General features: G+C 34.2%; 10 protein-coding genes. All 10 read left to right on the top strand.

The features are described 5' to 3' along the window. The first annotated feature begins 224 nt into the window (after positions 1 to 224). The 10 genes from J7E44_RS06950 to J7E44_RS06905 all read left to right on the top strand — a co-directional run bounded on the left by J7E44_RS06950 (position 225) and on the right by J7E44_RS06905 (position 14,752). Positions 225 to 1,475 (top strand): CinA family nicotinamide mononucleotide deamidase-related protein, encoded by a 1,251-nt coding sequence (locus tag J7E44_RS06950; RefSeq protein WP_214827054.1) that lies wholly within the window; start codon positions 225 to 227, stop codon positions 1,473 to 1,475. Between the two features lie 88 nt (positions 1,476 to 1,563). After that, positions 1,564 to 4,962 (top strand): trifunctional glycoside hydrolase family 18/polysaccharide deacetylase/glycosyltransferase family 2 protein, encoded by a 3,399-nt coding sequence (locus J7E44_RS06945; protein WP_214827049.1) that lies wholly within the window; start codon positions 1,564 to 1,566, stop codon positions 4,960 to 4,962. Positions 4,963 to 5,038: 76 nt separating this feature from the next. After that, positions 5,039 to 7,096 carry a M13 family metallopeptidase gene (locus J7E44_RS06940; RefSeq protein WP_214827047.1) on the top strand — a complete coding sequence of 686 codons (2,058 nt, stop codon included), beginning with the start codon at positions 5,039 to 5,041 and terminating at the stop codon, positions 7,094 to 7,096. A 247-nt stretch (positions 7,097 to 7,343) separates the two neighbouring features. Beyond that, positions 7,344 to 9,440 (top strand): M13 family metallopeptidase, encoded by a 2,097-nt coding sequence (locus tag J7E44_RS06935; protein WP_214827035.1) that lies wholly within the window; start codon positions 7,344 to 7,346, stop codon positions 9,438 to 9,440. Positions 9,441 to 9,593: 153 nt separating this feature from the next. Then, complete coding sequence (locus J7E44_RS06930) at positions 9,594 to 10,145, top strand: type VI secretion system contractile sheath small subunit (RefSeq protein WP_214827032.1); 552 nt, start codon at positions 9,594 to 9,596, stop codon at positions 10,143 to 10,145. Between the two features lie 22 nt (positions 10,146 to 10,167). Beyond that, positions 10,168 to 11,529, top strand: a complete 1,362-nt coding sequence (locus J7E44_RS06925; protein WP_214827029.1) for a DUF5458 family protein — start codon at positions 10,168 to 10,170, stop codon at positions 11,527 to 11,529. Between the two features lie 129 nt (positions 11,530 to 11,658). After that, entirely contained in the window at positions 11,659 to 12,069 is a 411-nt protein-coding gene (locus tag J7E44_RS06920) for a hypothetical protein (protein WP_251040512.1), read from the top strand. Between the two features lie 95 nt (positions 12,070 to 12,164). Then, positions 12,165 to 13,199, top strand: coding sequence for an A/G-specific adenine glycosylase (gene mutY / locus J7E44_RS06915; RefSeq protein ID WP_214827021.1), 1,035 nt, complete (start codon positions 12,165 to 12,167; stop codon positions 13,197 to 13,199). A gap of 44 nt (positions 13,200 to 13,243) precedes the next feature. Further along, positions 13,244 to 13,801 (top strand): gliding motility lipoprotein GldD, encoded by a 558-nt coding sequence (gene gldD / locus J7E44_RS06910; protein ID WP_214827018.1) that lies wholly within the window; start codon positions 13,244 to 13,246, stop codon positions 13,799 to 13,801. Between the two features lie 27 nt (positions 13,802 to 13,828). Beyond that, complete coding sequence (locus J7E44_RS06905) at positions 13,829 to 14,752, top strand: PfkB family carbohydrate kinase (protein WP_214827015.1); 924 nt, start codon at positions 13,829 to 13,831, stop codon at positions 14,750 to 14,752. Positions 14,753 to 14,836: the final 84 nt, after the last annotated feature.

Genomic DNA, 14,836 nt, shown 5'->3' with positions numbered 1-14,836 from the left:
TTTATCCTACTAATAACCTTGTCATTTCGCAGGAATCTAAACTTTGTGCTAATCACAGCAGTAGAGAAATCACACCATAATGCCAAAAGGCATCATCATATTTTGCCATTATTTTTTATTATAGTTATAAACAGTTCAAATCAAAGATAGAAAAAATGATTTTATATTGCCTCAACCGCAGATTTTTCCGTCATTTGTACTAGATTTTTTTCAAAAATTACAATATGGAAAACGCTGTTCTGATTACTATTGGAGACGAAATCCTTTCCGGGAATACAATAGATACCAATTCTAACTTTATTGCTACTGAACTTAAAAACATAGGTATAAAAGTTTCGCAGATCTTTACAATCTCTGATGAAATTGAAACCATCAAAAAGACCTTGCAAACGGCCTTTGAGATGGGTGATTTGATTATTACAACGGGTGGATTAGGGCCAACAAGAGACGATAAAACTAAGAAAGCCCTTGCTGAGTTTTTTAATGACGAGATTGCTCTAGATGAAGCTACTTTTGAACATTTAAGAAACTATATGGAAAAAAGGGGGCGATCTGAAATACTGGAAAGAAATAGAGAACAGGCCTTTGTTCCTACAAAATCCATAGTTTTTCAAAATCAATATGGAACCGCTCCATGCATGATGATGAGGTATAATGATAAACTAAGTTTTAGCCTTCCTGGTGTTCCGTATGAAGTAAAACCATTGATCAAAGATCAGATTGTTCCTTATTTAAAAGATACATTTAGTTTACATTATATTACAACCAGAATTGTTTCCGTAGTTGGAATTGCCGAAAGTATCCTGGCAGATATCATTGAGGACTGGGAACTTTCATTGCCTGAAAATTTAGCACTGTCTTATTTGCCTGTTGGAACCCGGGTGAAATTGAGGCTGACGGCATCAGGAGATGATGAAAGTATTTTAAACCAGCAATTGGAAGAAGAAATACAAAAGTTATTTCCTCTGATTGGCGACAGCATTATAGCAACAACAGAAGATAAAATTGAGAAAATTTTAGGTGAGCTTTTGAATGAAAAGAAATTGACACTTTCTACTGCAGAAAGCTGTACAGGTGGTGAGCTTGCAAAAATGATTACCTCAAACTCTGGAAGTTCAAACTATTTTATAGGGGGAATCGTTCCTTATGCGACAGAAAAAAAAGTTAAGATTTTACAAGTTGCCCAAGAGACAGTGAATGAGTTTACCGTAGTAAGTGAGCGGGTAGCTCAGGAAATGGCTAGAGGATGTCAGCAATTATTTGGTACTCATATTTCAATTTCTACAACAGGAGTTGCGGGACCTGGCAAAGGGGAAGATGGAAAAGAAGTAGGGACTGTTTATTATTCGATCAGGATCAATGACAGAGAGGAGAGTTTCAAATTATATATGCCACATCTGGATAGACTGGATTTTATGAACTTTGTTTCTCAGAAAATTATTCAGGACTTAGTAGGATTACTTATAAATGATTAATCATATTTCCTATTTTTTAATTTTATTTTAATTAAAATTGATATGGTTTTTCACGCTTTTTGAGATGTATTCAGAAAAATAACAAAACGTGGAAAATTCAAAACAGGTTTTTCAAACAACTAATAAAAAACGATGGAGAAATGTCCAATGGGGATCCCGTGTTTTTATCTTCATTGGGATATTACTTTTTTTAGCATTGGCATTAATGATGAAGCTGGACAAAAGTCCAAAAATTCCCTTCCATGAAGACTATAAAACAATAATTACTGCCGGAAAACCTTACCTTCAAGAAAATAGAATTTCGAAAGAATATAAAGGATTCAGAAGTTTTATCTCAGAAAAAACAATCCATACCAGTCTTTCTAAAATTGAAAAAGCAAAAGCTGAAAGACTCAAAAATCAAAATAAGAACTGGTCTCAGTTTCCCGGAGGAATTCGCTCTGCTTTCTATGTAGCCTGGGATCCTCAATCTCTAATGTCCCTGAAAAGAAATATTAAACACATCAATTTAGTTTTCCCCGAATGGTTCTTCCTTGATCCTAAAACAGGAGATCTGAAAACAAATATTGATCCTGAAGGTTATAAAGTTATTAAAAGAACCGGAGTTGCTGCAATGCCTATTTTAAGTAACAATTCAGATAGAGAGTTCCGTGCTGAGGGTTTAACTAAAGTGTTGAATGATCCTTTAAAAAGAACAAAGCTTATTCGAAAACTAACTGAAGAATGTGTGAAATTTCATTTTAAAGGAATTAACATTGACTTTGAGGATATGAATCTGGATTCCGATGAGAATCTTATTGCTTTTATGAAAGAGCTTTCAGATACTTTTAAGCAAAATAAGCTATTGGTAACCATGGATATTATGACTGATAATGATGATTATAATATCCAAAGCCTAAACCCTTATGTAGATTATTTTGTGCTGATGGCTTATGATGAATATTCTGCTTCAGGAGATGCGGGTCCAATTTCGTCTCAAAAATGGATCGAGGCCCAGACAGGAAAAATTTTAAAGAAAACAACAGCTAATAAAATTATTTTAGGTCTTGGAGCTTATGGATATGACTGGAGCTCGAATCCCGATGATAATGTCTCAGTTTCCTATATGCAGGCAATTACCAAAGCCAGTGCCAGTAAATCGGTTATGAATTTTGATGACAATACTTTTAATCTTAATTATTCATACACAGATTTTAAAAATAATACACATACTGTATTTTTCAATGATGCTGCTTCTATTTTCAATACGATGCGTTTTTCATCAGAATATCCATTAGCAGGAACAGCACTTTGGAGATTAGGAAGCGAAGACAGCAGAGTATGGAATTTTTATGATAAAGATCTCACTTTTGCAGGTTTGCCAAAACTTGATCTAAAGAAATTTGAGAATGTGAAAGGTCAGACGATGGTAGACTATATCGGAGATGGTGAAGTTTTGGATGTTTTAAATACTCCACATGATGGAAAAATTGCAGTGGAGATAGATCCGAAAGAAAAAATAATTACGGATGAAAATTATGTAACCTATCCGAGTTCTTATGAAGTGAAAAAATATGGCTCAGCACCACAGAAAGAGCTGGTTCTAACATTTGATGATGGGCCGGATGAAACATACACACCACAGGTTCTCGATGTATTGTCAAAATATCATGTTCCTGCAGCATTCTTTTTAATAGGTTTAAATGCTGAGAGAAACTTACCACTTGTAAAAAGAATCTATAGGGAAGGTCACGAAATAGGAAATCATACATTCACCCATGAAAATGTGGCGAAAGTAAGTCCGGAAAGAGCATTGCTGGAACTAAAGCTGACAAGGTTGTTATTTGAATGTATAACAGGTCACAGTACGATCTTATTCAGAGCACCTTATAATGCGGACTCGGAACCTACGACTTCTGAAGAGATCATTCCGGTGGCCTTGGCAAGACAGCAAAATTATCTGGATATTGGTGAAAGTATAGATCCTGAAGACTGGCAGCCTGGTGTAAAATCAGATGAAATTGTAAAGCGCGTATTACAAGGAATAAAACAAGAAAGAGGAAATATTATCCTCCTTCACGATGCGGGCGGAGATACAAGAGAAGAGACTGTTAAGGCTCTTAAAATATTAATTCCTACATTACAAAAACAGGGGTATCATTTTACCACTTTAGCAAGTATTTTACATAAAAGCAAAAATGAGCTAATGCCCGAAGTTCCAAAGACAAAATCCTATTATATTATGCAGTTGAATCTGGTATTGGCAACTGTGATTTATGGGATTAGTCATTTCCTGGTAGCTCTTTTTACAATCTTTATAATATTAGGATTGATACGATTACTGTTGATGGCTTATTGGGCAATCAAAGAGAGAAAAAAAGAAAAAGTACTTTCACAGTTTCCTGTATTGGAAAGCTACCCTAAAGTATCTATTATCGTTCCCGCCTATAATGAAGAAGTAAATATTATATCTTCTCTAACCAATTTGCTGAATCAGTCTTATCCAAATTTTGATGTCATTATGGTAGATGATGGAAGTAAAGATCTAACCTATGAAAGAGCAAGAGAAGCATTTTCTGAACATCCAAAGTTGAAAATCTTCACAAAATCAAATGGTGGAAAAGCAACAGCCTTGAATTTTGGAATCTCTCAAACCGATGCAGAATATGTAGTTTGTATTGATGCAGATACTAAGCTTCAGCAAGATGCTGTAAAATATTTGATAGCCAGGTTTTTAAATGCAAGTCCTGAAGAAAAAATTGCTGCAGTAGCGGGTAATGTAAAAGTGGGAAATCAAGTCAACTGGCTTACGAGATGGCAGGCTATAGAATATACTACGAGCCAGAACTTTGATAGATTAGCGTATGCAAATATCAATGCGATTACAGTAATCCCGGGAGCAATAGGAGCATTTAAAAAATCAGTAATCGATGAGGTTGGCGGATATTCTTCAGATACGCTGGCGGAAGATTGTGATATTACTGTGAAAATCTTAAAAGAAGGATATACAGTAGCCAATGAAAACAGATCCATTGCAGTAACTGAAGCACCGGAAACGGTGAGACAGTTTTTAAAACAACGTTTCCGATGGACATATGGTATCATGCAGATGTTCTGGAAGCAGAAACAGACTTTCTTAAATCCGAAATATAAAGGTTTAGGACTTTGGGCGATGCCTAATATTTTATTATTTCAATATATTATTCCATTTTTCTCGCCTTTTGCAGATGTAATTATGTTTTTTGGAATATTATTTGGAAACGGAGAAAAGATATTCACATACTATTTACTGTTTCTTCTGGTAGATGCTTCACTGGCGATTGTCGCTTTTTTGATGCAGAGAGAGAAACTGGTCAATTTATTGTATGTAATCCCGCAAAGATTCGGCTATAGATGGCTCATGTACATTGTCTTATTCAGAAGCTTAAGAAAGGCATTAAAAGGAGAAATACAAGCCTGGGGATTTCTAAAAAGAACAGGGAATGTAAAAGAGGTAACAACTTCTTAATATTTGTTTAAATTTGTTTTCATTAAACGTAACGAATGTTAAAATAAACATACATATTATATAAATTGTTATCATAATGAAAAAACTAACGCTTTCTTTGTTTTTATTAGCGGGAATTTGCTCACAAAATACAGTGAGTGCTCAGGCTAAAACAACTAAAACAGTAATGAGTACAACAGATAAAGGTTTAGACCTTAGCTTGATGGACAAATCTGTACGTCCACAGGATGATTTTTATAACTACGTGAGTGGAACGTGGATGAAAACAGCCAAAATTCCTTCTGATAAACCAACTTGGGGAAGTTTTAATAAATTGGCAGATGATACTGACAATAATTCAATGACGATTTTGAACTCTCTTCTGAAAGATAAATTTGCTGACGGAAGTGAGGGGAAAAAGATTCAGGATCTTTATGCTACCTATATGAACATGCAGAAGAGAAATGCTGACGGGATTAAACCTATTCAAGGCAATCTGACTAAAATCGATGCGATCAAGAACCTTACAGATTTACAGAATTATTTGACTGCTGTAACTAAAGAAGGAGAAAATACTTTCTACGGATGGGGTGTAGACGCTGATCTTAAGGACTCGAAGATGAATGCTATTTATCTTGGGGATGCATCTTTAGGTTTAGGAAGAGATTATTATCAGAAAGTTAATGATAAAAATACAGAAGCACTTGCTGAATATCAGAAATATGTAGCTTCTATGCTAAAAGAATTAGGCTACAAAAATGCTGATGAAGCTGCAAAAGGAATTGTTGAATATGAAAAAAGCATTGCTAAAACTTATTTGACAAACGAGCAGATCCGTGATTCAAACCTTCAGTATAACCCTAAGACTATGGCAGAACTTTCTGCTTTGGTAAAAAATGTAGACCTTCCTGCTTACCTGAAAAAAGTAGGTGTAAATTCAGATAAGGTGATCATCGGAGAAATAGGATATTATAAAAACTTCGACCAATTAGTGAATGCTCAGAATCTTTCTGTTATTAAAGATTACCTTAAATTCCATTTGATTAATGGAAGCGCTTCTTATTTGAGCGAAAACCTGGGAAATATGAGATTTGCTTTCTATGGTAAATACCTTAGAGGTCAGCAGGAACAAAGAGCACTTAACAAAAGAGGATATGAGTTGATCAATGGTTCTTTAGGAGAAGCTTTCGGTAAATTATATGTTGAAAAATATTTCCCTGCTGAAGCGAAAGCTCAGATGGTTGAATTAATCGATTATTTAAAGAAAAGCTTTGTTGTTCATATCAATAACCTTTCTTGGATGTCTTCTACAACGAAAGAAAAAGCATTGAACAAGCTTAATAAATTTACGGTAAAAGTTGCTTATCCAGACAAATGGAAAGATTATTCTAAATTAATGATCACTCCGGAATCTAAAGGAGGTACTTTATATCAGAATCTTCAGAATGTTTCAGAATGGCAGTATAACAAAGATTTAGCTAAAATCGGAAAACCTGTTGATAAAACAGAATGGGGAATGACTCCACAAACTGTAAATGCTTATTATAACCCGGTAAATAACGAGATCGTATTCCCAGCTGCTATTCTTCAGCCACCATTCTTTAATCCTAAAGCGGATGCTGCTGTAAATTTCGGTGGAATTGGAGCTGTTATCGGTCACGAAATGAGCCACGGATTTGATGATTCAGGAGCTCAGTTTGATGCAGATGGTAACTTGGTAGACTGGTGGACTCCGGAAGATAAAACGAATTTCGAGAAAGCAACAAAAGCTCTTGCTGCTCAATATGATAAATATGAGCCTGTAAAAGGAACTTTCGTAAACGGAACTTTCACAAACGGGGAAAATATTGCTGATTTAGGAGGGGTAAATATCGCTTACGATGCATTACAGATGTATTTAAAAGATAAAGGAAATCCTGGAGTGATCAGTGGATTTACACAAGACCAGAGATTCTTCTTAAGCTGGGCTACAGTTTGGAGAACATTGTCTAGTGAAAAATATATGACCAATCAGGTGAAAACAGATCCACATTCTCCTGGATACTTCAGAAGTTTCGGTCCGTTAACGAACGTTGATGCATTCTATAAAGCATTTGATGTAAAACAAGGAGATAAATTATATAAAGCTCCTCAGGACAGAATCAAAATCTGGTAATATACTTAATATATAGGCCGCTCAGAAATGAGCGGTTTTTTTGTAGGTAGCAGGTAAATGGATAAGAGTTGTTGGGTTTGATTGAAATTATTATAAATAAATTATTTCTCTAACTACCAAATCCTTCTGCATCAGGTACCTCAAATTCCACAACCCATAACTTGTAACATCTTCTCAAATTACCTATTTCCACATTACGAAAATTCGTATATTTGGTAAGTTTGTGTAAAATAAAAAACGATTTTTAATGAAAAAGCTAAATATTGGTATACTTGCCTTTTCGGGTATGGTATTTTTAAACTCATGTGGTACAGCTAAGACCGCAGAAAAAACAACTAAGACAGAGACTGCGGTTGCCACTACACAACCAGTAAAAGAAGAAATGAAAGAAGAGGGAATTAATTTATCATACATGGATAAAAGTGTTCGTCCACAAGATGATTTTTTCAACTATGTAAATGGAAATTGGGTAAAAACAACTCAGATTCCTTCTGATAAAGCAAGCTGGGGATCTTTCAATGCTTTGAGAGAGAATGTAGATGATGCTTCTTTGGATATTTTAAATAAAATATTATCTGAAAAATATTCTGATGGATCTGAAGGACAAAAAATTCAGAATCTATATGCGTCTTTCATGGATACCAGTAAAAGAAATACAGATGGTATTGCTCCTATAAAAGGAGATCTTGCTAAAATTGATGCAATCAAAAACCTTAACGATTTACAGAAGTATCTTTTAGATGCTACTAAACTGGGTGATAATTCTTTTTATGGCTGGAGAGTAGGTGCAGATATGAAGAACTCTAAAATGAATGCGATATATCTTGGTGGACCGGATCTTGGTTTGGGAAGAGATTACTATCAGAAAGTAAATGAAGCCAATACAAAAACGTTAGGTGAGTATACAAACTACGTAGGTAAACTATTCGGAGTATTAGGATATAAAAATTCGACTCAATCTGCTGAAAATGTAGTTGCTTTTGAGAAACAATTAGCCAACTATCTTTTAACTCTGGAGCAGAATAGAGATGCTAATTTAAGATATAATCCAAAAAATGTATCTGAGTTATCAGGATTAGTTAAAAATATTAACCTTGCTAAGTATTTAACCGATGCAGGTGTAAATACAGATAAAGTAATTGTTGGTGAATTGAAGTATTACCAGAATATGGATCAATTCCTGACTCAAAAGAACCTTCCTCTATTAAAAGATTATCTGAAATATCATGTAATAAATGGTAATGCAAGTAATCTTGATGAGAGCCTTGAGCAGATCCGTTTTGATTTCTACTCAAAATATCTTCAGGGACAAAAGGAACAACGCCCAATGAATAAAAGAGGGTTGGGTCTTGTAAATGGTGTTCTTGGTGAAGCTTTTGGGAAATTATATGTTGAAAAGTATTTTACTCCTGAAGCAAAACAGCAAATGGAAACCTATATCGACTATATTTTAAAGTCGTTTAAAACCCATATTAATGATATGGACTGGATGTCTCCGGAAACGAAGGTAAAAGCTCAGGAGAAATTATCTAAATTCACAGTAAAAATTGCTTATCCTGACAAGTGGAAAGATTATACTGAACTAAAAGTAGGTTCTCCGAATCAGGGCTCAACGTTATATTCAAACTTACAAAATGTAGCTGCTTGGCAATATCAGAGAAGTTTGGAAAAAGTTGGAAAGCCAGTTGATAAAACAGAGTGGGGAATGACACCACAAACTGTGAATGCTTACTACAGTGGTTCAAATAATGAGATCGTTTTCCCAGCGGCAATCCTTCAGCCACCTTTCTATAATCCTAAAGCGGATGCAGCAGTAAACTTCGGTGGGATTGGTGCAGTAATCGGTCACGAAATTTCTCATGGTTTTGATGATAGTGGTTCCCGTTTTGATGGTGATGGAAACCTTAATAATTGGTGGACAGATACAGATCGTAAGAACTTTGATGCTAAAGTAGCCCAGTTAGCAGCACAATATAACGGCTACGAACCGGTGAAAGGAAGCTTTGTAAACGGGAAATTTACAAGTGGTGAAAATATTGGTGATCTGGGAGGCGTAGCTGTAGCGTATGATGCATTACAGATGTATCTTAAAGACCACGGAAATCCAGGATCTATCAGCGGATTTAATCAGGATCAAAGATTCTTTATGAGTTGGGCAACGGTTTGGAGAACAAAGTCTACAGACCAATATATGGTGAATCAGGTAAAAACAGATCCACATTCTCCTGGATATTTCAGAGCATTTGGACCATTAGTAAATCAGGATGCTTTTATCAAAGCATTTGATATAAAGCCTGGAGATAAGCTGTATAAAGCTCCTCAGGACAGAATAAAAATTTGGTAACATTGCCAAAAATTGTTAGAAATAAAAAACACATCATCTTTGATGTGTTTTTTTATTTATTTTTCATAGTTTAGTGAAGTGAAAATGACATATTTATGTCTGATAAAATAGGTATAATTAAATAATTCAAGAAAAATCTTAACAAAATTTTGTATGTTAGAGTTTTTTTTTAAATTTAAGCATTGGATTGGGGACTTATTCGACTCGTCGGATAAAAACAATTCTAACCAAAATCAAAAATCTCAAAATAATAATAATATGGCAATGTTTAATTATGGTGTTGGCGGAAACGAGATAAAAGTAGACGCTAATGAAGCTATTCAAGAAATACAGGAAAATAAGTCATTAATTGTAAGCCAGCTTACTACTGATGAATCTTATAACCCTGAAATCGTAACAGGATTAAAGACTGTGGAAGACGTCTTCAAGCATTTTCAACCTTCTATAAGTGTACAACATGAAACAGAAGATGGTAGTGTGGTAGACGAAGAATTCCGTTTTCAAAATCTTGGGGACTTCACTCCTAAGAGTCTTACACAGAAATCAAATTATTTGCAGCAACTTAGCATGGAGCAGGAACAATATAACAAAATTGTACGTCAGCTAAAAACAAATAAAATTCTGCGTAACATGCTGGAAAACGAACAGACAAGATCTGCTTTTGTGGAAGTATTAAAAGAAGTGGCACAAGAACTTGAAAAATAATCTAAAGACTTTACATTAAATCATGGATAGTAAATTACAGGCATCAGAAAGTCAGCAACAAGGTCAACAGCAACATTCGGGACAACCGAAAGGTAATCCTCTTGCCGAGCTCAACAAAATTGGTGGGTTTGGTTTTGTAGAATCTGTTGTAGATGGCATCGCCAACATGAATCCGACTAGAAAAGCAAGGAAAGAAATATTCCTTACTGATAATAATAAAGGAGACGAAAGAAAAGAATTACTTCAAAAGATCAACCTTTGGGTAAGTCTTTTGGAGGGTAATGAATCTGCAGATAAAATGGCAGAGACCTGCAAAAATAAAGCGCAGCAGGCAGAACAAAATTTAAAAACAAACTTAAAAAATACTTTAGATACTGTTCGCCAGTTGGAAACTTCATACAGAACAGTAGCTCAATTCTATAAAAATACAGAACTTGATAAAGTTGATAATGTAAGTATTGTAAATGCAAGCTTAGATCAGCTTTCAGATTTAGATAATCCACTTTTTATCGATGCTATTGCTGAGGAGTTCAAAAGCTATTATGATCGTTTAGATCTAAGAGATAATTATTCTCTTTTAGCAATTCCTGGATATTTAGGATCTAATAAAGTGATTGAAAAATGGGCGAAGATCTGTAACGAGAATAAAGTAATGATGGTTACGGATTTTGCTAATCTCGATAAACCGGATGATGTGGTGGATTTATTCCATTCTGCAAACCTTACAGGAGGAGAGCTTCATAGAAGTAATGTAATCATGACTTGTAACTGGCTTGTAGGTCGTGGAAGAGCAGAAGAAGTGGGTGAAGAAGAAAACGTGGAATTACCACCATCTACTTCATTGGCAGGAAAAATTCATAAGACACTAATGTCTCAGGTAGCAGCGGGTAAAAAACATGGTAATATCAACGAGGTTGATGCCGTAAAATTCGAATTGAAGAAAAGTGAAATTTCTCAGTTGGAAAAAATGGGATTAGTACCTATGGTTAATGAATATGGAAAAATCATGGCTTTCTCTGCTAAAACATTATTTACAGGAGATAATATTGGACTTCAGACTTATTCAGTGGTTCGTGTATTTGATTATGTAACTAAAGTTTTATTGGATTTCTTAAACAGAAGAGCATTTGAAAACTGGACTGCAAAAAATGAAGATGATTTAAGAAGACAGATCGTAACCTTCCTAGATGGAATCAAAGGAGCTGATAAGCTTATTGAAAAGTTCAAAATTGTTCGTTTTGAGCAAGATAAAGTAAATAAAGACAGAGTATGGCTGGATATCCGTTTAACGCCTTATTTCCCAACAAAAAGTTTCGTTATTAAATTGGACGGACACAAAGGAGATGATGGTAACGAATGGGAGTCACAATATACTCAGGACTAATATATCCTATTTTAATAATAAAAACCGATGCAATTTTACATCGGTTTTTTTCTACCAATTCACATAAAAATTAATATGCTTAAATTCAGATTTATTTACTGCATACCAATCCTTCTTATATTTTTTGTTATGAGTTGCGAAAAGAAATTTCAAAGCCCTACTCATTATAAACGAGATCTTTTTGCAGATGAAAGGCAGGAAGGTAAAGCCTATATCATGAATGTTGACGAGTGTTTTGATGCTAGTGATATGGTTCTTGCTACTTCTGATATAAAGCTTGTAGATAGCTCTTCGGGTCGCGGAAAATCAATATTTATTTACAGACTCAAATCGGGTGTAATAGAAAAGACAACAAGAGATTCTGTGATCAACTATCCATTTCAGTTCCTTTCCAACCAAAGGCTAAAACTGAAAAAAGACTCGGTGTACATTTTTCTTAAAAAGCTTAATGGATATCGCTTTATAGCAGATGATAAGAAGCTAAAATATCAATGGCTTAAATCCGCTCCGATATACTCTGTAGGTACAGAAAGTAAATAGTTCTATCTTTGCAGATACTTTGATCTGGTTTTAGAATAATAGATCTAAAACTAATAATTGATCAGAGCAATTGAACTACTTAACAGACTTATTTTTTGGAAAAGAATTTTAGAGATTCAGGTTTTCTTCACTTAGGAAGTAAATTACTGAATTGGTATAAAGAAAATGCCAGAGATTTACCTTTTAGAAAAACAAAAGATCCTTATAAAATATGGATTTGCGAAATTGTTTTTCAGCAAACAAGAATCAGTCAGGGACTCAATCATTACAATAACTTTATCAAAAGATTTCCCGATGTAGAAACTTTAGCTGAAGCTGAAGAGGATGAGGTTTTGCTCCATTGGAAGGGTTTGGGATATTATTCCAGAGCAATTAACATTCATAAAGCTTCAAAACAGATCATAGCTGATCATAATGGTTTTTTTCCATCTCGCTATGAGGATATTCTACTGTTGAAAGGAGTAGGGAAATACACAGCGGCGGCAGTTTCCAGTATTTGTTTTGGTGGTAAAATACCGGCTGTAGATGGAAATTTTTATAGGGTATTGAGTAGGGTTTTTGCAGATGATTTTGATATTTCCAATTCGCGGGCATTTACTTATTTTTCTGAATTGGCAACATTGATCATGCCGGAAAATGTAGGCGATTTTAATCAGGCGATGATGGATCTTGGTTCAGAAATTTGCAAGCCTAAGAATCCACTTTGTGATGAATGTCCTTTGGAAGATGACTGTTTAGCATATTCTTTAAATAAAGTTTCTGATTTCCCTGTTAAAACAAAAAAAACAAAAACAGAGGATCTTCATTTAAAATATTATTTTGTTCACATTAAAGGGCAATTTGTAGTTCAGCAGCGAAAAGATGACTTTATCTGGAAAAAGCTTTTTGAATTTCCAACTTCCATTACAGAAGAGCTGGAACCATTTATAAAAGGTCTTAAAACGCTCCATCATAAACTCACTCATAAGAATCTGACCATTGATATTTATGATGTTGACGTAAGTTCAAAAGTGGTTTGGAATAATTTTATTGAACAAAATGAATACATCATTACAGACTTTAAAGGATCACAAAAGAAATCTTTTCCCAAACCTTTGGAAAACTATATTCAAAACTCATTGAAAGACTGAAATTTGTCTTCTTAAATCTGAAATCTAATTTGTACTTTTGCAAAATGATTAAAAAAGTCATTTTTATATTTGCTTCATTGCTTTTAATTTCATGTGGAAAAGATCCAATTCCAAAACCTTACGGAGAATTACGTTTGGAGTATCCCACACCAAAATATCAAAAATTTGAATCTAACTGTGCTTACAGCTTTGAGTATTCAGATTTTGCGACAATGACAGATGCTAAAAAGCCTTGCTGGTATTATTTGAATTATCCTAAAATGAAGGCTAAGATCTTCGTTACCTATTATCCGATTCAAAATGATTTTGCAGATCATATTAAAGAAGCTGAAAAAATGGTATATGAACATACCATTAAAGCAAGTGCTATTGATACGAAGTCTTTCGAATATCCTGAAAAAAAGGTATATGGAAACTTTTACGAATTAAAAGGACAGAGTGCTTCTAACCTTCAATTTTACATTACGGACAGTACAAAACATTTTGTGACTGCCTATCTATACTTTAATACAAGACCGAAACCGGATTCATTAGCTCCTGCTGTGGATTATATCAAAAAAGATATGAAACACCTGCTGGATACTTTTGAATGGAAAAAATAAATCAGTTTAAAATACATTGAAAAATATATGAAACTTTTAGTTGTTGGGAGTGTTGCATTTGATGCAATTGAAACACCATTTGGTAAGACAGATAAAATTTTAGGCGGAGCCGCCACTTATATTGCAATCACTTCATCTATATTAGGAGTGAAATCAGGAATTGTTTCTGTTGTAGGAGGAGATTTCCCACAAGAACACCTAGACATGTTTACAGACAGAAATGTAAATATTGAAGGACTTGAAATTGTAAAAGAAGGAAAAACTTTTTTCTGGTCAGGTAAATATCATAATGATTTAAATACTAGAGATACTTTAGCTACGGAGGTGAATGTTTTGGAAAATTTTGATCCTAAAATTCCAGACTCTATGCAGGATTCTGAGATTTTATTATTAGGAAATCTACATCCTGGAGTTCAGTTATCAGTTCTTGAAAAAATGAACAAACGTCCTAAACTTGTTGTTCTTGATACAATGAATTTCTGGATGGATACTGCTTTAGATATTTTAATGGATATGATCGCTAAAACTGATGTGATCACTATTAATGATGAAGAAGCAAGACAGTTGTCAGGAGAGTATTCTCTTGTAAAAGCAGCAAAAAAGATCCTTACAATGGGACCTAAATATGTTATCATTAAAAAAGGTGAGCATGGAGCATTACTTTTCCACGATAATAAGGTTTTTGCTGTTCCGGCACTTCCATTAGAAGATGTCTTTGATCCAACAGGAGCTGGAGATACTTTTGCAGGTGGTTTTGCAGCTTATTTAGCTAAAAAAGGGAAGATCGATTTCGAAACAATGAAATCTGCTTTGATCGTTGGTTCTGCTATGGCATCCTTTACTGTTGAAAAATTTGGAACGGAAAGAATTGAGGAAGTAAGCGAGTCTGATATGTTCAGCAGACTGAGACAATTCAAAGAATTAACAACATTTGATGTTGAACTACAATAAATAGGTGTTTTTAAGAAATATTTATAATAAAAAATTTAGTGTAATTCATTAAGAATTCTAAATTTGCAACTTGTTTAAAATACT

The sequence above is a fragment of the Chryseobacterium sp. ISL-6 genome (assembly GCF_018613715.1).
Lineage (GTDB): Bacteria > Bacteroidota > Bacteroidia > Flavobacteriales > Weeksellaceae > Chryseobacterium > Chryseobacterium paludis.
Note: the sequence above shows the minus strand (reverse complement) of the source record. Positions and strands in the feature narration are given on the sequence as shown.